19 protein-coding genes are annotated in these 23,391 nt (G+C 51.9%); 17 read left to right on the top strand and 2 right to left on the bottom strand.

Annotation, left to right across the window (positions count from 1 at the left end):
- Positions 1–13: 13 nt before the first annotated feature.
- Together glnD and map are read right to left on the bottom strand one after the other, a co-directional pair.
- Positions 14–2,686, bottom strand: coding sequence for a bifunctional uridylyltransferase/uridylyl-removing protein GlnD (gene glnD / locus ACJHYW_RS17040; protein WP_001094561.1), 2,673 nt, complete (start codon positions 2,684–2,686; stop codon positions 14–16).
- A 61-nt stretch (positions 2,687–2,747) separates the two neighbouring features.
- Positions 2,748–3,542 (bottom strand): type I methionyl aminopeptidase, encoded by a 795-nt coding sequence (gene map, locus ACJHYW_RS17045; protein WP_001018194.1) that lies wholly within the window; start codon positions 3,540–3,542, stop codon positions 2,748–2,750.
- Positions 3,543–3,909: 367 nt separating this feature from the next.
- On the opposite strand from map, the gene rpsB reads away from it, so the two are divergent.
- The 17 genes from rpsB to accA all read left to right on the top strand — a co-directional run bounded on the left by rpsB (position 3,910) and on the right by accA (position 23,351).
- Complete coding sequence (gene rpsB, locus ACJHYW_RS17050; protein ID WP_000246882.1) at positions 3,910–4,635, top strand: 30S ribosomal protein S2; 726 nt, start codon at positions 3,910–3,912, stop codon at positions 4,633–4,635.
- 134 nt (positions 4,636–4,769) lie between these two features.
- On the top strand, positions 4,770–5,621 hold the full coding sequence (gene tsf / locus ACJHYW_RS17055) for a translation elongation factor Ts (protein ID WP_000818114.1): 852 nt from the start codon (positions 4,770–4,772) through the stop codon (positions 5,619–5,621).
- A 146-nt stretch (positions 5,622–5,767) separates the two neighbouring features.
- Complete coding sequence (pyrH, locus tag ACJHYW_RS17060; RefSeq protein ID WP_000224573.1) at positions 5,768–6,493, top strand: UMP kinase; 726 nt, start codon at positions 5,768–5,770, stop codon at positions 6,491–6,493.
- 149 nt (positions 6,494–6,642) lie between these two features.
- Positions 6,643–7,200, top strand: a complete 558-nt coding sequence (frr, locus tag ACJHYW_RS17065) for a ribosome recycling factor (RefSeq protein WP_000622418.1) — start codon at positions 6,643–6,645, stop codon at positions 7,198–7,200.
- A 91-nt stretch (positions 7,201–7,291) separates the two neighbouring features.
- The gene (ispC, locus tag ACJHYW_RS17070; RefSeq protein ID WP_061093016.1) at positions 7,292–8,488 is read left to right on the top strand and encodes a 1-deoxy-D-xylulose-5-phosphate reductoisomerase; all 1,197 of its coding nucleotides are present in this window, start codon (positions 7,292–7,294) and stop codon (positions 8,486–8,488) included.
- Positions 8,489–8,676: 188 nt separating this feature from the next.
- Positions 8,677–9,435 carry a (2E,6E)-farnesyl-diphosphate-specific ditrans,polycis-undecaprenyl-diphosphate synthase gene (ispU, locus tag ACJHYW_RS17075; protein ID WP_001295562.1) on the top strand — a complete coding sequence of 253 codons (759 nt, stop codon included), beginning with the start codon at positions 8,677–8,679 and terminating at the stop codon, positions 9,433–9,435.
- 12 nt (positions 9,436–9,447) lie between these two features.
- Positions 9,448–10,305 (top strand): phosphatidate cytidylyltransferase, encoded by an 858-nt coding sequence (cdsA, locus tag ACJHYW_RS17080; protein ID WP_000922440.1) that lies wholly within the window; start codon positions 9,448–9,450, stop codon positions 10,303–10,305.
- A gap of 11 nt (positions 10,306–10,316) precedes the next feature.
- Complete coding sequence (gene rseP, locus ACJHYW_RS17085) at positions 10,317–11,669, top strand: sigma E protease regulator RseP (RefSeq protein ID WP_001314482.1); 1,353 nt, start codon at positions 10,317–10,319, stop codon at positions 11,667–11,669.
- 29 nt (positions 11,670–11,698) lie between these two features.
- Positions 11,699–14,131, top strand: a complete 2,433-nt coding sequence (bamA, locus tag ACJHYW_RS17090; protein WP_001240896.1) for an outer membrane protein assembly factor BamA — start codon at positions 11,699–11,701, stop codon at positions 14,129–14,131.
- 121 nt (positions 14,132–14,252) lie between these two features.
- Positions 14,253–14,738: a molecular chaperone Skp gene (gene skp, locus ACJHYW_RS17095; RefSeq protein WP_000758958.1), complete on the top strand. Its 486-nt coding sequence runs from the start codon at positions 14,253–14,255 to the stop codon at positions 14,736–14,738.
- 3 nt (positions 14,739–14,741) lie between these two features.
- A complete protein-coding gene (gene lpxD, locus ACJHYW_RS17100) occupies positions 14,742–15,767 on the top strand; it encodes a UDP-3-O-(3-hydroxymyristoyl)glucosamine N-acyltransferase (protein WP_001139282.1) in 1,026 nt (341 codons plus the stop codon).
- A gap of 104 nt (positions 15,768–15,871) precedes the next feature.
- Entirely contained in the window at positions 15,872–16,327 is a 456-nt protein-coding gene (fabZ, locus tag ACJHYW_RS17105) for a 3-hydroxyacyl-ACP dehydratase FabZ (RefSeq protein ID WP_000210739.1), read from the top strand.
- 3 nt (positions 16,328–16,330) lie between these two features.
- Complete coding sequence (lpxA, locus tag ACJHYW_RS17110) at positions 16,331–17,119, top strand: acyl-ACP--UDP-N-acetylglucosamine O-acyltransferase (RefSeq protein ID WP_000565966.1); 789 nt, start codon at positions 16,331–16,333, stop codon at positions 17,117–17,119.
- Positions 17,119–18,267: a lipid-A-disaccharide synthase gene (gene lpxB, locus ACJHYW_RS17115; RefSeq protein WP_000139678.1), complete on the top strand. Its 1,149-nt coding sequence runs from the start codon at positions 17,119–17,121 to the stop codon at positions 18,265–18,267. The genes lpxA and lpxB overlap by 1 nt, the downstream gene beginning before the upstream one ends.
- On the top strand, positions 18,264–18,860 hold the full coding sequence (rnhB, locus tag ACJHYW_RS17120) for a ribonuclease HII (RefSeq protein ID WP_000569424.1): 597 nt from the start codon (positions 18,264–18,266) through the stop codon (positions 18,858–18,860). The genes lpxB and rnhB overlap by 4 nt, the downstream gene beginning before the upstream one ends.
- 36 nt (positions 18,861–18,896) lie before the next feature.
- Positions 18,897–22,379, top strand: a complete 3,483-nt coding sequence (gene dnaE / locus ACJHYW_RS17125; RefSeq protein WP_061093015.1) for a DNA polymerase III subunit alpha — start codon at positions 18,897–18,899, stop codon at positions 22,377–22,379.
- 12 nt (positions 22,380–22,391) lie between these two features.
- A complete protein-coding gene (gene accA, locus ACJHYW_RS17130; RefSeq protein WP_000055741.1) occupies positions 22,392–23,351 on the top strand; it encodes an acetyl-CoA carboxylase carboxyl transferase subunit alpha in 960 nt (319 codons plus the stop codon).
- Positions 23,352–23,391: the final 40 nt, after the last annotated feature.

Here is a 23,391-nt window from a genome sequence, read left to right on the forward strand (position 1 = left end):
ATCAGTAAACACATCACCCTTTATCGTTTGGATTGAGGGCCTCTGTCAACCGCTGATGCACTTCCTGCTGCAACTCGTTATTAAGCGCACGCCGGTCAGCGGTGGCAATTATGAATAAATCTTCTACTCGCTCGCCAATGGTTGTAATTCGGGCACCATGAAGCGAAATTCCCAGATCGGCAAAAATTTTCCCGACTCGTGCCAGCAGTCCTGGTTGGTCGAGAGCGATAAGCTCAAGGAACGATTTGCGGTCGGTATGGGTCGGCAAAAACGTTACTTCGGTTTCAACAGTAAAATGGCGCAATTTGGCAGGTTGGCGACGGGGCTGCGGTGGCTGCCAGCTACTTTGTGTCAGCACCTGCTCCAGACCAAACCGAATAACCTCATGACGATCTGCGGATAGCGGGCTACCATCGGGTTCCAGCACTATAAAGGTATCCATCGCCATACCGTCGCGAGTGGTGAAAATTTGTGCGTCGTGAACACTTAAATTGCGGCGGTCTAATTCGGCACAGACGGCGGCAAACAGATAGGGGCGGTCCGGGCTCCAGATAAAAATCTCGGTGCCTCCACGCGTAGCCTGCGGACTAAGCAATACCAGCGGTTTGCTTAAATCATGCTGTAATAAATGGCGCGCATGCCAGGCCAGTTGATTTGGGCTATGGCGGACAAAATAGTTAGCACGACAGCGTGACCAAATTTGGTGCAGCGCCTCTTCGTCGATGTTATCCATGCGCAGCAGTGCCAGCGCCTGGAGTTGGTGATGGCGAACCCGTTCGCGCATATCCGGCGTGTTTTGCATTCCGCGTCGTAGCTGTTTTTCGGTGGCAAAATAGAGTTCGCGCAACAGACTTTGCTTCCAGCTATTCCACAGCGTTTCGTTGGTGGCGCAAATGTCAGCCACTGTCAGGCATACCAGATAGCGCAGACGATTTTCCGTTTGAACTTCTTCGGCAAACTGCTTGATGACTTCAGGGTCCTGAATATCGCGGCGCTGTGCTGTCACCGACATCAGCAAGTGCTGGCGAACCAGCCAGGCGACCAGCTGTGTTTCGCGTGAGTTCAGCCCGTGGAGTTCGGCAAAATGCACTACATCCTGAGCACCGAGAATGGAGTGGTCGCCGCCGCGTCCTTTGGCGATATCGTGAAACAGCGCGGCGATGAAAATCAGCTCAGTTGACGGCAGGCGCGGCCAGACGTCCACACACAACGGATGGCGCTGGCGCGTTTCTTCACTGGCAAAACTCTCCAGTTTCAACATCACGCGGATAGTATGTTCATCCACCGTGTAGGCGTGGAACAGATCAAACTGCATCTGCCCGACGATATGCGACCATTGCGGCATATACGCGCCGAGCACGCTATGGCGATGCATTGGCAATAGCCCGCGCCGCACCGCTCCGGGGTGACGCAGAATGCTCAAAAACAGTTTTCGCGCTTCCGGAATATTACACAGAGGTTGTTGCAGATGGCGACGGGCGTGGCGTAACTGGCGTAGCGTGGTGGAGTAAATGCCGGTGATCGCACTGTTGCGCACCATGGTGTAGAACATACGCAAGATGGCTTCTGGCTGGCGCATAAATAGTGTTTCATCACGCAGGTCGATCAGCGTTCCGCGTAGCTGAAACTCATCGTCGATTGGACGTGGTTTTTCGTCGGCGGGAAGGGCGAGGATGGCTTCATCGAACAGTTGCAGCAGCATCTGGTTGAGTTCACTGACGCGGCGTGTAACGCGGAAGTAATCCTTCATCATCCGCTCGACCGGTTCGTTACCTTCACCACTGTAATTCAAACGCTGGGCGACGCTAAGCTGGCGATCGAATAACAGGCGATTATCGTAACGACTGACGACCAGATGCAGGGCAAAGCGAATGCGCCACAATATATGCAGGCATTCGTTTAATTCCGCTCGCTCCGCAGAGGTTAAGAAGCCAAACCCTACCATTTCATCCAGCGATGTTGCGCCAAAATGACGGCGGGCCACCCATTGCAGAGTGTGGATATCGCGCAAGCCGCCGGGGCTACTTTTGATGTCTGGTTCAAGGTTGTAGCTGGTGCCGTGGTAACGCTGATGGCGCTGGTTCTGTTCTTCAACTTTCGCCGCGTAGAACTTGTCGGAAGGCCAGAATCCTTCGCTAAAAATATGTTTTTGCAGTTCGAGGAACAGCGCAACATCGCCAATTAATAAGCGGGATTCGATTAAATTGGTGGCGACGGTTAAATCCGATAACCCTTCCAGCATGCACTCTTCAAGCGTGCGCACGCTATGACCCACTTCCAGCTTTACATCCCAGAGCAGCGTTAACAGCTCGCCCACTTTTTGCGCCTGATCGTCCGGGAGCTTTTTACGGCTTAAAATCAGTAAATCGATGTCAGAAAGTGGATGCAGCTCGCCACGACCGTAGCCACCGACGGCGACCAATGCCAGGTCGGCAATCTGGCTGAATCCCGCTTCAATCCATAACCGTTGCAGGAGCTGGTCGATAAACTCGGTACGCGCCTCAATCAACTCTTCTGCAGAGATTCCATTGTCAAAGGCATCACCCAGCCAACGCTGGAACGTATCAATATGGGCTTTTATCCCACAAACGGTTAATTCATCACTGGGCCAGGCGCATGGATTTTGCGGTTGACCGGGCAGGGTGGGGAGAGCGGTGTTTGCGTACTGTTCTGGAAGGGTATTCATTGTGCGCCACCCATAAGATTAAATTATCGCATTAAAAAAGCCGGCATTCGCCGGCTTCATCTTATTCGTCGTGCGAGATTATCGCCGGGATGGTGTCATCCTTGCGTAGCGTCAAAATTTCGCAGCCGTTATCAGTCACCACAATAGTATGCTCGTATTGTGCAGACAAGCTGCGATCTTTGGTTTTTACCGTCCAGCCATCTTTCATGGTGCGGATCTCTTTTTTACCCGCGTTGACCATTGGCTCGATGGTGAACGTCATCCCCGGTTTCAGCACGACGTTGGTTTCACGGGAGTCATAGTGCAGCACCTGCGGTTCTTCATGGAAGCCGCGACCAATACCGTGTCCACAATATTCACGAACGACGGAGAAGCCTTCTGCTTCGACAAATTTCTGAATTGCCGCACCGATTTCGCGCAGATTAATGCCAGGTTTTACCATGCGTAGCGCCAGGTACAGGCTTTCTTGCGTGATGCGGCACAGACGTTCGCCCATGATGGTCGGCTTACCGACGATAAACATTTTCGAGGTATCGCCATGGAAACCATCTTTGATTACGGTGACATCAATGTTAACGATATCGCCATCTTTCAGCAGCTTGGCGTCGTCCGGGATACCGTGGCACACCACTTCATTAATAGAGATGCAAACGGATTTCGGATAGCCGTGATAGCCGAGGCAGGCAGAAACCGCGTGTTGTTCATTAACAATGTAATCATTACAGATGCGATCCAGCTCGCCGGTGCTGACGCCCGGTTTAACATACGGTTCGATCATCTCCAGCACTTCGGCAGCCAGTCGGCCAGCGACGCGCATTTTTTCGATATCTTCTGGGGTCTTGATTGAGATAGCCATTAATTCTGTCCATCAGCGTCGGTGATACCGACAATATATATGTAAGTGCCGTCAATGGTATCACACCCGGGCAAATTGAGAATCATTCTGAATTTCGCCAAACGTGCCACTGAAGGTTTTCTATAATAGAAAATTCAACGTCTGATGCTGTACACAGCGCCAACAATTATTGGTGTCCGCGACGTATTTGTGGTATAAAGCGCGCCGGACTTCCGATCCATTTCGTATACACAGACTGGACGGAAGCGACAATCTCACTTTGTGTAACAACACACACGTATCGGCACATATTCCGGGGTGCCCTTTGGGGTCGGTAATATGGGATACGTGGAGGCATAACCCCAACTTTTATATAGAGGTTTTAATCATGGCAACTGTTTCCATGCGCGACATGCTCAAGGCTGGTGTTCACTTCGGTCACCAGACCCGTTACTGGAACCCGAAAATGAAGCCGTTCATCTTCGGTGCGCGTAACAAAGTTCACATCATCAACCTTGAGAAAACTGTACCGATGTTCAACGAAGCTCTGGCTGAACTGAACAAGATTGCTTCTCGCAAAGGTAAAATCCTTTTCGTTGGTACTAAACGCGCTGCAAGCGAAGCGGTGAAAGACGCTGCTCTGAGCTGCGACCAGTTCTTCGTGAACCATCGCTGGCTGGGCGGTATGCTGACTAACTGGAAAACCGTTCGTCAGTCCATCAAACGTCTGAAAGACCTGGAAACTCAGTCTCAGGACGGTACTTTCGACAAGCTGACCAAGAAAGAAGCGCTGATGCGCACTCGTGAGCTGGAGAAACTGGAAAACAGCCTGGGCGGTATTAAAGACATGGGCGGTCTGCCGGACGCTCTGTTTGTAATCGATGCTGACCACGAACACATTGCTATCAAAGAAGCAAACAACCTGGGTATTCCAGTATTTGCTATCGTTGATACCAACTCTGATCCGGACGGTGTTGACTTCGTTATCCCGGGTAACGACGACGCAATCCGTGCTGTGACCCTGTACCTGGGCGCTGTTGCTGCAACCGTACGTGAAGGCCGTTCTCAGGATCTGGCTTCCCAGGCGGAAGAAAGCTTCGTAGAAGCTGAGTAATAAGGCACGCTCGTACGAGCCCTTATAGACCAGGTAGTACACGTTTGGTTAGGGGGCCTGCATATGGCCCCCTTTTTCACTTTTATATCTGTGCGGTTTAATGCCGGGCAGATCACATCTCCGAGGATTTTAGAATGGCTGAAATTACCGCATCCCTGGTAAAAGAGCTGCGTGAGCGTACTGGCGCAGGCATGATGGATTGCAAAAAAGCACTGACTGAAGCTAACGGCGACATCGAGCTGGCAATCGAAAACATGCGTAAGTCCGGTGCTATTAAAGCAGCGAAAAAAGCAGGCAACGTTGCTGCTGACGGCGTGATCAAAACCAAAATCGACGGCAACTACGGCATCATTCTGGAAGTTAACTGCCAGACTGACTTCGTTGCAAAAGACGCTGGTTTCCAGGCGTTCGCAGACAAAGTTCTGGACGCAGCTGTTGCTGGCAAAATCACTGACGTTGAAGTTCTGAAAGCACAGTTCGAAGAAGAACGTGTTGCGCTGGTAGCGAAAATTGGTGAAAACATCAACATTCGCCGTGTTGCTGCGCTGGAAGGCGACGTTCTGGGTTCTTATCAGCACGGTGCGCGTATCGGCGTTCTGGTTGCTGCTAAAGGCGCTGACGAAGAGCTGGTTAAACACATCGCTATGCACGTTGCTGCAAGCAAGCCAGAATTCATCAAACCAGAAGACGTATCCGCTGAAGTGGTAGAAAAAGAATACCAGGTACAGCTGGATATCGCGATGCAGTCTGGTAAGCCGAAAGAAATCGCAGAGAAAATGGTTGAAGGCCGCATGAAGAAATTCACCGGCGAAGTTTCTCTGACCGGTCAGCCGTTCGTTATGGAACCAAGCAAAACTGTTGGTCAGCTGCTGAAAGAGCATAACGCTGAAGTGACTGGCTTCATCCGCTTCGAAGTGGGTGAAGGCATCGAGAAAGTTGAGACTGACTTTGCAGCAGAAGTTGCTGCGATGTCCAAGCAGTCTTAATTATCGAAAAGGAGCCGCCTGAGGGCGGCTTCTTTTTGTGCCCATCTTGTAAATTCAGCTAACCCTTGTGGGGCTGCGCTGAAAAGCGACGTACAATGTCGCTAGTATTAATTCATTTCAATCGTTGACAGTCTCAGGAAAGAAACATGGCTACCAATGCAAAACCCGTCTATAAACGCATTCTGCTTAAGTTGAGTGGCGAAGCTCTGCAGGGCACTGAAGGCTTCGGTATTGATGCAAGCATACTGGATCGCATGGCTCAGGAAATCAAAGAACTGGTTGAACTGGGTATTCAGGTTGGTGTGGTGATTGGTGGGGGTAACCTGTTCCGTGGCGCTGGTCTGGCGAAAGCGGGTATGAACCGCGTTGTGGGCGACCACATGGGGATGCTGGCGACCGTAATGAACGGCCTGGCAATGCGTGATGCACTGCACCGCGCCTATGTGAACGCTCGTCTGATGTCCGCTATTCCCTTGAATGGCGTGTGCGACAGCTACAGCTGGGCAGAAGCTATCAGCCTGTTGCGCAACAACCGTGTGGTGATCCTCTCCGCTGGTACAGGTAACCCGTTCTTTACCACCGACTCAGCAGCTTGCCTGCGTGGTATCGAAATTGAAGCCGATGTGGTGCTGAAAGCAACCAAAGTTGACGGCGTGTTTACTGCTGATCCGGCGAAAGATCCAACCGCAACCATGTACGAGCAACTGACTTACAGCGAAGTGCTCGAAAAAGAGCTGAAAGTCATGGACCTGGCGGCCTTCACGCTGGCTCGTGACCATAAATTACCGATTCGTGTTTTCAACATGAACAAACCGGGTGCGCTGCGCCGTGTGGTAATGGGTGAAAAAGAAGGGACTTTAATCACGGAATAATTCCCGTGATGGATAAATAAGGGTAAGATTCCGCGTAAGTATCGCGGGGGATCTTACCCGTAATATGTTTAATCAGGGCTATACTTAGCACACTTCCACTGTGTGTGACTGTCTGGTCTGACTGAGACAAGTTTTCAAGGATTCGTAACGTGATTAGCGATATCAGAAAAGATGCTGAAGTACGCATGGACAAATGCGTAGAAGCGTTCAAAACCCAAATCAGCAAAATACGCACGGGTCGTGCTTCTCCCAGCCTGCTGGATGGCATTGTCGTGGAATATTACGGCACGCCGACGCCGCTGCGTCAGCTGGCAAGCGTAACGGTAGAAGATTCCCGTACTCTGAAAATCAACGTGTTTGATCGTTCAATGTCTCCGGCCGTTGAAAAAGCGATTATGGCGTCCGATCTTGGCCTGAACCCGAACTCTGCGGGTAGCGACATCCGTGTTCCGCTGCCGCCGCTGACGGAAGAACGTCGTAAAGATCTGACCAAAATCGTTCGTGGTGAAGCAGAACAAGCGCGTGTTGCAGTACGTAACGTGCGTCGTGACGCGAACGACAAAGTGAAAGCACTGTTGAAAGATAAAGAGATCAGCGAAGACGACGATCGCCGTTCTCAGGACGATGTACAGAAACTGACTGATGCTGCAATCAAGAAAATTGAAGCGGCGCTGGCAGACAAAGAAGCAGAACTGATGCAGTTCTGATTTCTTGAACGACAAAAACGCCGCTCAGTAGATCCTTGCGGATCGGCTGGCGGCGTTTTGCTTTTTATTCTGTCTCAACTCTGGATGTTTCATGAAGCAACTCACCATTCTGGGCTCGACCGGCTCGATTGGTTGCAGCACGCTGGACGTGGTGCGCCATAATCCCGAACACTTCCGCGTAGTTGCGCTGGTGGCAGGCAAAAATGTCACTCGCATGGTAGAACAGTGCCTGGAATTCTCTCCCCGCTATGCCGTAATGGACGATGAAGCGAGTGCGAAACTTCTTAAAACGATGCTACAGCAACAGGGGAGCCGCACCGAAGTCTTAAGTGGGCAACAAGCCGCTTGCGATATGGCTGCGCTTGAGGATGTTGATCAGGTGATGGCAGCCATTGTTGGCGCTGCTGGGCTGTTACCTACGCTTGCTGCGATCCGCGCGGGTAAAACCATTTTGCTGGCCAATAAAGAATCACTGGTTACCTGCGGACGTCTGTTTATGGACGCCGTAAAGCAGAGCAAAGCGCAATTGTTACCGGTCGATAGCGAACATAACGCTATTTTTCAGAGTTTACCGCAACCTATCCAGCATAATCTGGGATACGCTGACCTTGAGCAAAATGGCGTGGTGTCCATTTTACTTACCGGGTCTGGTGGCCCTTTCCGTGAGACGCCATTGCGCGATTTGGCAACAATGACGCCCGATCAAGCCTGCCGTCATCCGAACTGGTCGATGGGACGTAAAATTTCCGTCGATTCGGCTACCATGATGAACAAAGGTCTGGAATACATTGAAGCGCGTTGGCTGTTTAACGCCAGCGCCAGCCAGATGGAAGTGCTGATTCACCCGCAGTCAGTGATTCACTCAATGGTGCGCTACCAGGACGGCAGTGTTCTGGCGCAGCTGGGGGAACCGGATATGCGTACGCCAATTGCCCACACCATGGCATGGCCGAATCGCGTGAACTCTGGCGTGAAGCCGCTCGATTTTTGCAAACTAAGTGCGTTGACATTTGCCGCACCGGATTATGATCGTTATCCATGCCTGAAACTGGCGATGGATGCGTTCGAACAAGGCCAGGCAGCGACGACAGCATTGAATGCCGCAAACGAAATCACCGTTGCTGCTTTTCTTGCGCAACAAATCCGCTTTACGGATATCGCCGCGTTGAATTTATCCGTACTGGAAAAAATGTATATGCGCGAACCACAATGTGTGGACGATGTGTTATCTGTTGATGCGAACGCGCGTGAAGTCGCCAGAAAAGAGGTGATGCGTCTCGCAAGCTGAGGATAATCCGGCTACAGAGAGTCGCGCTATTTGTTAGCGTAGGGCTTCAGTGATATAGTCTGCGCCATCTGATCGTAAGTAGTTGGCTTTATAAGGTCAGGTATGCCGTGGTTTTACACGGCTTTTTTTTGTATAGGCTTCAGTATTCCTGAGTACCGTAAACCCTGTCAGGGAATAAGAAACGCGTGATGTTGTCTGCTACTCAACCACTTAGCGAAAAATTGCCAGCGCATGGCTGTCGTCATGTTGCGATCATTATGGACGGCAATGGTCGCTGGGCAAAAAAGCAAGGGAAGATTCGTGCCTTTGGGCATAAAGCCGGGGCAAAATCCGTCCGCCGGGCTGTCTCTTTTGCGGCCAACAACGGTATTGAGGCGTTAACTCTGTATGCCTTTAGTAGTGAAAACTGGAACCGACCAGCGCAGGAAGTCAGTGCGTTAATGGAACTGTTTGTGTGGGCGCTTGATAGCGAAGTAAAGAGTCTGCACCGACATAACGTGCGTCTGCGTATTATTGGCGATACCAGTCGCTTTAACTCGCGTTTGCAAGAACGTATTCGTAAATCTGAAGCGCTAACAGCCGGGAATACCGGTCTGACGCTGAATATTGCGGCGAACTACGGTGGACGTTGGGATATAGTCCAGGGAGTCAGGCAACTGGCTGAAAAGGTGCAGCAAGGAAACCTGCAACCAGATCAGATAGATGAAGAGATGCTAAACCAGCATGTCTGTATGCATGAACTGGCCCCTGTAGATTTAGTAATTAGGACTGGGGGGGAGCATCGCATTAGTAACTTTTTGCTTTGGCAAATTGCCTATGCCGAACTTTACTTTACAGATGTTCTCTGGCCCGATTTCGATGAACAAGACTTTGAAGGGGCGTTAAATGCCTTTGCTAATCGAGAGCGTCGTTTCGGCGGCACCGAGCCCGGTGATGAAACAGCCTGATGGGGGTCGCTTTTGCTGAAGTATCGCCTGATATCTGCTTTTGTGTTAATACCCGTCGTCATCGCGGCGTTGTTTCTGTTGCCGCCGGTGGGGTTCGCCATTGTAACGCTGGTGGTCTGTATGCTGGCAGCGTGGGAATGGGGACAGCTTAGCGGTTTTACCACTCGTTCGCAGCGAGTATGGTTGGCGGTGTTATGCGGGTTATTGTTGGCGCTGATGCTTTTTCTGTTGCCGGAATATCACCGAAATATTCATCAACCGCTGGTTGAAATCTCACTTTGGGCTTCGCTGGGTTGGTGGATTGTCGCGCTATTGCTGGTGCTGTTTTACCCAGGTTCCGCAGCAATCTGGCGTAACTCTAAAACATTGCGCATTATTTTTGGCGTGCTAACCATTGTTCCCTTCTTCTGGGGCATGCTGGCGTTACGGGCCTGGCACTACGACGAGAATCATTACAGTGGCGCTATATGGCTGCTCTATGTCATGATCCTGGTATGGGGCGCTGACTCTGGCGCATATATGTTTGGCAAATTGTTTGGTAAACATAAACTGGCACCGAAGGTTTCTCCGGGTAAAACCTGGCAAGGCTTTATCGGTGGACTCGCGACCGCAGCGGTAATCTCATGGGGTTATGGCATGTGGGTGAATCTCGACGTCGCTCCCGTCACCTTACTCATTTGCTCTATTGTCGCAGCGTTAGCCTCAGTGCTCGGCGATCTGACCGAAAGTATGTTTAAGCGTGAAGCAGGAATTAAGGACAGCGGTCATTTAATTCCAGGACACGGTGGTATTTTAGATCGTATTGATAGCCTGACGGCTGCGGTACCGGTCTTTGCTTGCTTGTTGTTACTGGTATTCAGGACGCTTTAACGGAAGGTAATATGCTGAGTTTTCTCTGGGATTTGGCTTCGTTCATCGTTGCACTGGGTGTACTTATCACCGTGCATGAATTTGGTCATTTCTGGGTTGCCCGGCGTTGTGGTGTTCGCGTTGAGCGTTTCTCTATAGGGTTTGGTAAGGCGCTCTGGCGGCGAACTGATAAGCTCGGCACCGAATATGTTATCGCCCTGATCCCGTTGGGCGGTTATGTCAAAATGCTGGATGAGCGCGCAGAACCGGTCGTTCCGGAACTCCGCCACCATGCCTTCAATAATAAATCTGTCGGCCAACGAGCGGCGATTATTGCCGCAGGTCCGGTTGCAAACTTCATTTTTGCTATCTTTGCCTACTGGCTGGTTTTTATTATTGGTGTGCCTGGCGTACGTCCGGTGGTTGGCGAAATAGCAGCCAATTCGATAGCTGCGGAAGCACAAATTGCACCAGGTACGGAACTAAAAGCCGTAGATGGTATCGAAACGCCTGATTGGGATGCCGTGCGTTTGCAGTTGGTCGATAAAATTGGCGATGAAAGCACCACCATTACGGTAGCGCCATTTGGCAGCGACCAACGGCGGGATGTAAAGCTCGATTTACGTCACTGGGCGTTTGAGCCTGATAAAGAAGATCCGGTAACTTCGCTGGGGATTCGTCCTCGTGGGCCGCAAATTGAACCTGTACTGGAAAATGTGCAGCCAAACTCGGCGGCAAGCAAGGCAGGTTTGCAAGCAGGCGACAGGATCGTTAAAGTCGATGGTCAGCCCTTAACGCAGTGGGTGACCTTTGTGATGCTTGTCCGGGATAACCCGGGTAAATCCTTAGCGTTAGAAATCGAAAGGCAGGGGAGTCCCTTGTCTTTGACATTAATCCCGGAGAGTAAACCGGGTAATGGTAAAGCGATTGGTTTTGTCGGTATTGAGCCGAAAGTCATTCCTTTGCCTGATGAGTATAAAGTTGTACGCCAGTATGGGCCGTTCAACGCTATCGTCGAAGCCACGGACAAAACGTGGCAGTTGATGAAGCTGACGGTCAGTATGCTGGGAAAATTGATCACCGGTGATGTGAAACTGAACAACCTCAGTGGGCCGATCTCTATCGCCAAGGGGGCTGGGATGACAGCGGAACTCGGGGTAGTTTATTACCTGCCGTTTCTTGCGCTTATTAGCGTGAACTTAGGGATAATTAACCTGTTTCCGTTGCCCGTACTTGACGGGGGGCATCTGCTGTTCCTTGCGATCGAAAAGATCAAGGGCGGACCGGTATCCGAGCGGGTTCAAGACTTTTGTTATCGCATTGGCTCGATTCTGCTGGTGCTGTTAATGGGGCTTGCACTTTTCAATGATTTCTCTCGGTTATGAGAGTTAGTTAGGAAGAACGCATAATAACGATGGCGATGAAAAAGTTGCTCATAGCGTCGCTGCTGTTTAGCAGCGCCACCGTATACGGTGCTGAAGGGTTCGTAGTGAAAGATATTCATTTCGAAGGCCTTCAGCGTGTCGCCGTTGGTGCGGCCCTCCTCAGTATGCCGGTGCGCACAGGCGACACGGTTAATGATGAAGATATCAGTAATACCATTCGCGCTCTGTTTGCTACCGGCAACTTTGAGGATGTTCGCGTCCTTCGTGATGGTGATACCCTTCTGGTTCAGGTAAAAGAACGTCCGACCATTGCCAGCATTACTTTCTCCGGTAACAAATCGGTGAAAGATGACATGCTGAAGCAAAACCTCGAGGCTTCTGGCGTGCGTGTGGGCGAATCCCTCGATCGCACCACCATTGCCGATATCGAGAAAGGTCTGGAAGACTTCTACTACAGCGTCGGTAAATATAGCGCCAGCGTTAAAGCTGTCGTGACCCCGCTGCCGCGCAACCGTGTTGACCTAAAACTGGTGTTCCAGGAAGGTGTGTCAGCTGAAATCCAGCAAATTAACATTGTTGGTAACCATGCTTTCACCACCGATGAACTGATCTCTCATTTCCAACTGCGTGACGAAGTGCCGTGGTGGAACGTGGTAGGCGATCGTAAATACCAGAAACAGAAACTGGCAGGCGACCTTGAAACCCTGCGCAGTTACTATCTGGATCGCGGTTATGCCCGTTTCAACATCGATTCTACCCAGGTCAGTCTGACGCCAGATAAAAAAGGTATTTACGTCACGGTGAACATCACCGAAGGCGATCAGTACAAGCTTTCTGGCGTTGAAGTGAGCGGCAACCTTGCCGGGCACTCCGCTGAAATTGAGCAGCTGACTAAGATCGAGCCGGGCGAGCTGTATAACGGCACCAAAGTGACCAAAATGGAAGATGACATTAAAAAGCTTCTTGGTCGCTATGGTTATGCCTATCCGCGCGTACAGTCGATGCCTGAAATTAACGATGCCGACAAAACCGTTAAATTACGCGTGAACGTTGATGCTGGTAACCGTTTCTATGTGCGTAAGATCCGTTTTGAAGGTAACGATACCTCGAAAGATGCCGTCCTGCGTCGCGAAATGCGTCAGATGGAAGGTGCATGGCTGGGGAGCGATCTGGTCGATCAGGGTAAGGAGCGTCTGAATCGTCTGGGCTTCTTTGAAACTGTCGATACCGATACCCAACGTGTTCCGGGGAGCCCGGATCAGGTTGATGTAGTTTACAAGGTGAAAGAACGTAACACCGGTAGCTTCAACTTCGGGATTGGTTACGGTACTGAAAGTGGCGTGAGCTTCCAGGCTGGTGTGCAACAGGATAACTGGTTAGGTACGGGTTATGCTGTTGGTATCAACGGGACCAAAAACGATTACCAGACCTATGCTGAACTGTCGGTAACCAACCCGTACTTCACCGTAGATGGCGTAAGCCTCGGTGGTCGTCTCTTCTATAATGACTTCCAGGCAGATGACGCCGACCTGTCCGACTATACCAACAAGAGTTATGGTACAGACGTGACGTTGGGCTTCCCGATCAACGAATATAACTCGCTGCGTGCAGGTCTGGGTTATGTACATAACTCCCTGTCCAACATGCAGCCTCAGGTTGCGATGTGGCGTTATCTGTACTCTATGGGTGAACATCCGAGCACCTCTGATCAGGATAACAGCTTCAAAACGGACGACTTCACGTTCAACTATGGTTGGACCTATAACAAGCTTGACCGTGGTTACTTCCCGACAGATGGTTCACGTGTCAACCTGACCGGTAAAGTGACCATTCCGGGATCGGATAACGAATACTACAAAGTGACGTTAGACACGGCGACTTATGTGCCGATTGATGACGATCACAAATGGGTTGTTCTGGGTCGTACCCGCTGGGGTTATGGTGATGGTTTAGGCGGCAAAGAGATGCCGTTCTATGAGAACTTCTATGCCGGTGGTTCCAGCACCGTGCGTGGCTTCCAGTCCAACACCATTGGTCCGAAAGCGGTTTACTTCCCGCATCAGGCCAGTAATTATGATCCGGACTATGATTACGAATGTGCGACTCAGGACGGCGCGAAAGATCTGTGTAAATCGGATGATGCTGTAGGCGGTAACGCCATGGCGGTTGCCAGCCTCGAGTTCATCACCCCGACGCCGTTTATTAGCGATAAGTATGCTAACTCGGTTCGTACTTCCTTCTTCTGGGATATGGGTACCGTTTGGGATACAAACTGGGATTCCAGCCAATATTCTGGATATCCGGACTATAGTGATCCAAGCAATATCCGCATGTCTGCGGGTATCGCATTACAATGGATGTCCCCATTGGGGCCGTTGGTGTTCTCCTACGCCCAGCCGTTCAAAAAGTACGATGGAGACAAGGCAGAACAGTTCCAGTTTAACATCGGTAAAACCTGGTAAGTGTTCTCCACAAAGGAATGTAGTGGTAGTGTAGCGATGACTTTAGGCGATCAATATAAGATCGCCGGGCCACGCAAAGAACTGCACCCTCCGGTGCAAATGGGATGGTAAGGAGTTTATTGTGAAAAAGTGGTTATTAGCTGCAGGTCTCGGTTTAGCACTGGCAACTTCTGCTCAGGCGGCTGACAAAATTGCAATCGTCAATATGGGCAGCCTGTTCCAGCAGGTAGCGCAGAAAACCGGTGTTTCTAACACGCTGGAAAACGAGTTCAAAGGCCGTGCCAGCGAACTGCAGCGTATGGAAACCGATCTGCAGGCTAAAATGAAAAAGCTGCAGTCCATGAAAGCGGGCAGCGATCGCACTAAGCTGGAAAAAGACGTGATGGCTCAGCGCCAGACTTTTGCTCAGAAAGCGCAGGCTTTTGAGCAGGATCGCGCACGTCGTTCCAACGAAGAACGCGGCAAACTGGTTACTCGTATCCAGACTGCTGTGAAATCCGTTGCCAGCAGCCAGAGCATCGATCTGGTTGTTGATGCAAACGCCGTTGCTTACAACAGCAGCGATGTAAAAGACATCACTGCTGACGTACTGAAACAGGTTAAATAAGTAATGCCTTCAATTCGACTGGCTGATTTAGCGCAGCAGTTGGATGCAGAACTACACGGTGATGGCGATATCGTCATCACCGGCGTTGCGTCCATGCAATCTGCACAAACAGGTCACATCACGTTCATGGTTAACCCAAAATACCGTGAGCATTTAGGCTTGTGCCAGGCGTCCGCGGTTGTCATGACCCAGGACGATCTTCCTTTCGCGAAAAGTGCCGCGCTGGTAGTGAAGAATCCCTACCTGACTTACGCGCGCATGGCGCAAATTTTAGATACCACGCCGCAGCCCGCGCAAAACATTGCACCGAGTGCGGTGATCGACGCGACGGCGAAGCTGGGTAACAACGTATCGATTGGCGCTAACGCGGTGATTGAGTCCGGCGTTGAACTGGGCGATAACGTGATTATCGGTGCCGGTTGCTTCGTAGGTAAAAACAGCAAAATCGGTGCAGGTTCGCGTCTCTGGGCGAACGTAACCATTTACCATGAGATCCAGATCGGTCAGAATTGCCTGATCCAGTCCGGAACAGTGGTAGGCGCAGACGGCTTTGGTTATGCCAACGATCGTGGTAACTGGGTGAAGATCCCACAGATTGGTCGCGTAATTATTGGCGATCGCGTGGAGATCGGTGCCTGCACAACCATCGATCGCGGCGCGCTGGATGACACTGTTATTGGCAATGGCGTGATCATTGATAACCAGTGCCAGATTGCACATAACGTCGTGATTGGCGACAATACGGCAGTTGCCGGTGGCGTCATTATGGCGGGCAGCCTGAAAATTGGTCGTTACTGCATGATCGGCGGAGCCAGCGTAATCAACGGGCATATGGAAATATGCGACAAAGTGACGGTTACGGGCATGGGTATGGTGATGCGTCCCATCACTGAACCAGGCGTCTATTCCTCAGGCATTCCGCTGCAACCCAACAAAGTCTGGCGCAAAACCGCTGCACTGGTGATGAACATTGATGACATGAGCAAGCGTCTGAAATCGCTTGAGCGCAAGGTTAATCAACAAGACTAACGTTCCATCTTTTGTTCGCCAAACTTTACGGCCTGTCTCATTCTTACGATTGCGGCAGGCCGTGTTATTATTGTCGTTTCTTATATTTTGACAGGAAGAGTATCTTGACTACTAACACTCATACTCTGCAGATTGAAGAGATTTTAGAACTTCTGCCGCACCGTTTCCCGTTCTTACTGGTGGATCGCGTGCTGGATTTTGAAGAAGGTCGTTTTCTGCGCGCAGTAAAAAATGTCTCTGTCAATGAGCCATTCTTCCAGGGCCATTTCCCTGGAAAACCGATTTTCCCGGGTGTGCTGATTCTGGAAGCAATGGCACAGGCAACAGGTATTCTGGCGTTTAAAAGCGTAGGAAAACTGGAACCGGGTGAGCTGTACTACTTCGCCGGTATTGACGAAGCGCGCTTTAAGCGCCCGGTCGTGCCTGGCGATCAAATGATCATGGAAGTCACTTTCGAAAAAACGCGCCGCGGCCTGACCCGTTTTAAAGGGGTTGCTCTGGTCGACGGTAAAGTAGTTTGCGAAGCAACGATGATGTGTGCTCGTAGCCGGGAGGCCTGATACGTGATTGATAAATCCGCCTTTGTGCATCCAACCGCCATTGTGGAAGAGGGCGCGTCGATTGGCGCGAACGCTCACATTGGTCCTTTTTGTATCGTTGGACCCCATGTCGAAATTGGTGAGGGTACCGTACTGAAATCTCACGTTGTCGTGAATGGTCATACTAAAATTGGCCGCGATAATGAGATTTATCAGTTCGCCTCCATCGGCGAAGTTAACCAGGATCTGAAATATGCTGGCGAACCGACCCGCGTGGAAATCGGCGATCGTAACCGCATTCGCGAAAGCGTCACCATTCATCGTGGCACAGTCCAGGGCGGTGGATTGACGAAGGTGGGCAGCGACAACTTACTGATGATCAATGCGCACATTGCGCACGATTGTACGGTAGGTAACCGCTGCATCCTCGCCAACAACGCAACGCTGGCGGGTCACGTATCGGTTGACGACTTCGCGATCATCGGCGGCATGACCGCAGTCCATCAGTTCTGCATCATTGGTGCGCATGTGATGGTTGGCGGCTGCTCCGGTGTGGCGCAGGACGTCCCTCCTTATGTCATTGCGCAGGGTAACCACGCAACGCCGTTCGGTGTCAATATCGAAGGGCTGAAGCGCCGCGGATTCAGCCGTGAGGCGATTACCGCTATCCGCAATGCGTATAAGCTGATTTATCGTAGCGGTAAAACGCTCGATGAAGTGAAACCGGAAATTGCTGAACTGGCGGAAACATATCCGGAAGTGAAAGCCTTTACCGATTTCTTTGCACGCTCAACGCGCGGTCTGATTCGTTAATGACTGAACAGCGTCCATTAACGATTGCCCTGGTCGCCGGAGAAACCTCCGGCGATATCCTGGGGGCCGGTTTAATCCGCGCTCTGAAAGAACGTGTGCCCAACGCCCGCTTTGTTGGTGTTGCCGGGCCACGAATGCAGGCTGAAGGCTGCGAAGCCTGGTACGAAATGGAAGAACTGGCAGTGATGGGCATTGTTGAAGTGCTCGGTCGTCTGCGTCGCTTACTACATATTCGTGCCGATCTGACAAAGCGTTTTGGCGAACTGAAGCCAGATGTTTTTGTTGGTATTGATGCGCCTGACTTCAATATTACTCTTGAAGGTAACCTCAAAAAGCAGGGTATCAAAACCATTCATTACGTCAGTCCGTCCGTCTGGGCGTGGCGACAGAAACGCGTTTTCAAAATAGGCAGAGCCACCGATCTGGTGCTCGCATTTCTGCCTTTCGAAAAGGCGTTTTATGACAAATACAACGTACCGTGCCGCTTTATCGGTCATACCATGGCTGATGCCATGCCATTAGATCCAGATAAAAATGGTGCCCGTGATGTGCTGGGTATCCCTTACGATGCCCACTGTCTGGCATTGTTGCCGGGCAGCCGTGGTGCAGAAGTCGAAATGCTTAGTGCCGATTTCCTGAAAACGGCCCAGCTTTTGCGCCAGACATATCCGGATCTCGAAATCGTGGTGCCGCTGGTGAATGCCAAACGCCGCGAGCAGTTTGAACGCATCAAAGCTGCAGTCGCGCCAGACCTGTCGGTTCATTTGCTGGATGGAATGGGCCGTGAGGCGATGGTCGCCAGTGATGCGGCGCTACTGGCGTCGGGTACGGCAGCACTGGAGTGTATGCTGGCTAAATGCCCGATGGTAGTGGGATATCGCATGAAGCCTTTCACCTTCTGGCTGGCGAAGCGACTGGTGAAAACTGATTATGTCTCGCTGCCAAATCTGCTGGCGGGCAGAGAGTTAGTCAAAGAGTTATTGCAGGAAGAGTGTGAGCCGCAAAAATTGGCTGCGGCGCTGTTACCGCTGTTGGCGAACGGGAAAACCAGCCATGCGATGCACGACACCTTCCGCGAGCTGCATCAGCAGATCCGCTGCAATGCCGATGAGCAGGCGGCACAAGCCGTTCTGGAGTTAGCACAATGATCGAATTTGTCTATCCGCACACGCAGCTGGTTGCGGGTGTGGATGAAGTCGGGCGCGGGCCGTTAGTTGGTGCGGTCGTCACCGCTGCGGTGATCCTTGACCCGGCGCGCCCAATTGCCGGGCTGAATGATTCCAAAAAGCTGAGCGAAAAACGCCGTCTGGCGCTCTGTGAAGAGATCAAAGAGAAAGCGTTGAGCTGGAGTCTGGGCCGCGCGGAACCTCACGAAATCGACGAACTGAATATTTTACATGCGACCATGCTGGCGATGCAGCGTGCCGTCGCTGGACTGCATATTGCGCCGGAATATGTGTTGATTGATGGTAACCGCTGCCCGAAATTACCGATGCCTTCAATGGCTGTGGTGAAAGGCGATAGCCGCGTACCGGAAATCAGTGCCGCGTCTATCCTGGCGAAAGTGACGCGTGACGCCGAAATGGCGGCGCTGGATATTGTTTTCCCGCAATATGGTTTTGCCCAACATAAAGGGTATCCAACCGCTTTTCATCTGGAAAAACTGGCTGAATATGGCGCGACTGAACATCATCGTCGCAGCTTTGGGCCTGTCAAACGCGCACTGGGACTTGCGTCCTGATTCTTGTGTCGAGATTAAGTAAACCGGAATCTGAAGATGTCTGAACCACGTTTCGTACACCTGCGGGTGCACAGCGACTACTCGATGATCGATGGCCTGGCCAAAACCGCACCGCTGGTAAAAAAGGCGGCGGCGTTGGGTATGCCAGCACTGGCGATCACCGATTTCACCAACCTTTGTGGTCTGGTGAAGTTCTACGGAGCGGGACATGGCGCAGGGATTAAGCCTATCGTCGGGGCAGATTTTAATGTCCAGTGTGACCTGCTGGGTGATGAGTTAACCCACCTGACGGTGCTGGCGGCGAACAATACCGGCTATCAGAATCTGACGTTGCTGATCTCAAAAGCGTATCAGCGCGGGTACGGTGCCGCCGGGCCGATCATCGATCGCGACTGGCTTATCGAATTAAACGAAGGGTTGATCCTTCTTTCCGGCGGGCGCATGGGCGACGTCGGACGCAGTCTTTTGCGTGGTAACAGCGCGCTGGTAGATGAGTGTGTCGCGTTTTATGAAGAACACTTCCCGGATCGCTATTTTCTCGAGCTGATCCGCACCGGCAGGCCGGACGAAGAAAGCTATCTGCACGCGGCGGTGGAACTGGCGGAAGCGCGCGGTTTACCCGTCGTGGCGACCAACGACGTGCGCTTTATCGACAGCAGCGACTTTGACGCACACGAAATCCGCGTCGCGATCCACGACGGCTTTACCCTCGACGATCCTAAACGCCCGCGTAACTATTCGCCGCAGCAATATATGCGTAGCGAAGAGGAGATGTGCGAGCTTTTTGCCGACATTCCCGAAGCCCTTGCCAACACCGTTGAGATAGCCAAACGTTGTAACGTAACTGTGCGTCTGGGTGAATACTTCTTGCCGCAATTCCCGACCGGGGACATGAGCACCGAAGATTATCTGGTCAAGCGTGCAAAAGAAGGCCTGGAAGAGCGTCTGGCCTTTTTATTCCCTGACGAGGAAGAACGTCTGAAGCGCCGCCCGGAATATGACGAGCGTCTGGAGACTGAACTTCAGGTTATCAACCAGATGGGCTTCCCGGGTTACTTCCTCATCGTTATGGAATTTATCCAGTGGTCGAAAGATAACGGCGTACCGGTAGGGCCAGGCCGTGGCTCCGGTGCGGGTTCACTGGTGGCCTACGCGCTGAAAATCACCGACCTCGATCCGCTGGAATTTGACCTGCTGTTCGAACGTTTCCTTAACCCGGAACGTGTCTCCATGCCTGACTTCGACGTTGACTTCTGTATGGAGAAACGCGACCAGGTTATCGAACATGTGGCGGACATGTACGGTCGCGATGCGGTATCGCAGATTATCACCTTCGGTACGATGGCGGCGAAAGCGGTGATCCGCGACGTAGGCCGCGTGCTGGGCCATCCGTACGGCTTTGTCGATCGTATCTCGAAACTGATCCCGCCCGATCCGGGGATGACGCTGGCGAAAGCGTTTGAAGCCGAGCCGCAGCTGCCGGAAATCTACGAAGCGGATGAAGAAGTTAAGGCGCTGATCGACATGGCGCGCAAACTGGAAGGGGTCACCCGTAACGCCGGTAAGCACGCCGGTGGGGTGGTTATCGCACCGACCAAAATTACCGATTTTGCGCCGCTTTACTGCGATGAAGAGGGCAAACATCCGGTCACCCAGTTTGATAAAAGCGACGTTGAATACGCCGGGCTGGTGAAGTTCGACTTCCTCGGTTTGCGTACGCTCACCATCATCAACTGGGCGCTGGAGATGATCAACAAGCGGCGGGCGAAGAATGGCGAGCCGCCGCTGGATATCGCCGCGATCCCGCTGGATGACAAGAAAAGCTTCGACATGCTGCAACGCTCGGAAACCACGGCGGTATTCCAGCTTGAATCGCGCGGCATGAAGGACCTGATCAAGCGTCTGCAACCTGACTGCTTCGAAGATATGATCGCACTGGTGGCACTGTTCCGCCCTGGTCCGTTGCAGTCAGGGATGGTGGATAACTTTATCGACCGTAAACATGGTCGCGAAGAGATCTCCTATCCGGACGTGCAGTGGCAGCATGAAAGCCTGAAACCGGTACTGGAGCCAACCTACGGCATCATCCTGTATCAGGAACAGGTCATGCAGATTGCCCAGGTGCTTTCTGGTTATACCCTCGGTGGCGCGGATATGCTGCGTCGTGCGATGGGTAAGAAAAAGCCGGAAGAGATGGCTAAGCAGCGTTCTGTATTTGCTGAAGGTGCAGAAAAGAACGGAATTAACGCCGAACTGGCGATGAAAATCTTCGACCTGGTGGAGAAATTCGCGGGTTACGGATTTAACAAATCGCACTCTGCGGCCTATGCTTTGGTGTCATATCAAACGTTATGGCTGAAAGCGCACTATCCGGCGGAGTTTATGGCGGCGGTAATGACCGCCGATATGGACAACACCGAGAAGGTGGTGGGCCTGGTGGATGAGTGCTGGCGGATGGGGCTGAAAATCCTGCCACCAGATATAAACTCCGGTCTTTACCATTTCCACGTCAACGACGACGGCGAAATCGTGTATGGTATTGGCGCGATCAAAGGGGTCGGTGAAGGTCCGATTGAGGCCATCATCGAAGCCCGTAATAAAGGCGGCTACTTCCGCGAACTGTTTGATCTCTGCGCCCGAACCGACACCAAAAAGTTAAACCGGCGAGTGCTGGAAAAATTGATCATGTCCGGGGCGTTTGACCGTCTTGGGCCACACCGCGCGGCGTTGATGAACTCGCTGGGCGATGCGTTAAAAGCGGCTGATCAACACGCAAAAGCGGAAGCCATCGGTCAGGCCGATATGTTCGGCGTGCTGGCAGAAGAGCCGGAACAAATTGAACAATCCTACGCCAGCTGCCAACCGTGGCCGGAGCAGGTGGTATTAGATGGGGAACGTGAAACGTTAGGTCTGTACCTGACGGGACACCCTATCAACCAGTATTTAAAAGAGATTGAGCGTTATGTCGGAGGCATAAGGCTGAAAGACATGCACCCGACAGAACGTGGTAAAGTCATCACGGCTGCGGGGCTCGTTGTTGCTGCGCGGGTTATGGTCACCAAGCGCGGCAATCGTATCGGTATCTGCACGCTGGATGACCGTTCCGGGCGGCTGGAAGTGATGTTGTTTACTGACGCCCTGGATAAATACCAGCAATTGCTGGAAAAAGACCGCATACTTATCGTCAGCGGACAGGTCAGCTTTGATGACTTCAGCGGTGGGCTTAAAATGACCGCTCGCGAAGTGATGGATATTGACGAAGCCCGGGAAAAATATGCTCGCGGGCTTGCTATCTCGCTGACGGACAGGCAAATTGATGACCAGCTTTTAAACCGACTCCGTCAGTCTCTGGAACCCCACCGCTCTGGGACAATTCCAGTACATCTCTACTATCAGAGGGCGGATGCACGCGCGCGGTTGCGTTTTGGCGCGACGTGGCGTGTCTCTCCGAGCGATCGTTTATTAAACGATCTCCGTGGCCTCATTGGTTCGGAGCAGGTGGAACTGGAGTTTGACTAATACAGGAATACTATGAGTCTGAATTTCCTTGATTTTGAACAGCCGATTGCAGAGCTGGAAGCGAAAATCGATTCTCTGACTGCGGTTAGCCGCCAGGATGAGAAACTGGATATTAACATCGATGAAGAAGTGCATCGTCTGCGTGAAAAAAGCGTAGAACTGACGCGTAAAATCTTCGCCGATCTCGGTGCATGGCAGATTGCGCAACTGGCACGCCATCCACAGCGTCCTTATACCCTGGATTACGTTCGCCTGGCATTTGATGAATTTGACGAACTGGCTGGCGACCGCGCGTATGCAGACGATAAAGCTATCGTCGGTGGTATCGCCCGTCTCGATGGTCGTCCGGTGATGATCATTGGTCATCAAAAAGGTCGTGAAACCAAAGAAAAAATTCGCCGTAACTTTGGTATGCCAGCGCCAGAAGGTTACCGTAAAGCACTGCGTCTGATGCAAATGGCTGAACGCTTTAAGATGCCTATCATCACCTTTATCGACACCCCGGGGGCTTATCCTGGCGTGGGTGCAGAAGAGCGTGGTCAGTCTGAAGCCATTGCACGCAACCTGCGTGAAATGTCTCGCCTCGGCGTACCGGTAGTTTGTACGGTTATCGGTGAAGGTGGTTCTGGCGGTGCGCTGGCGATTGGCGTGGGCGATAAAGTGAATATGCTGCAATACAGCACCTATTCCGTTATCTCGCCGGAAGGTTGTGCGTCCATTCTGTGGAAGAGCGCCGACAAAGCGCCGCTGGCGGCTGAAGCGATGGGTATCATCGCTCCGCGCCTGAAAGAACTGAAACTGATCGACTCCATCATCCCGGAACCGCTGGGCGGCGCTCACCGTAACCCGGAAGCGATGGCGGCATCGTTGAAAGCGCAACTGCTGGCGGATCTGGCCGATCTCGACGTGTTAAGCACTGAAGATTTAAAAAATCGTCGTTATCAGCGCCTGATGAGCTACGGTTACGCGTAATTCGCAAAAGTTCTGAAAAAGGGTCACTTCGGTGGCCCTT

The sequence above is a fragment of the Escherichia sp. WS3063 genome (assembly GCF_046486595.1).
In the GTDB taxonomy this organism is placed as follows: Bacteria; Pseudomonadota; Gammaproteobacteria; order Enterobacterales; family Enterobacteriaceae; genus Escherichia; species Escherichia coli.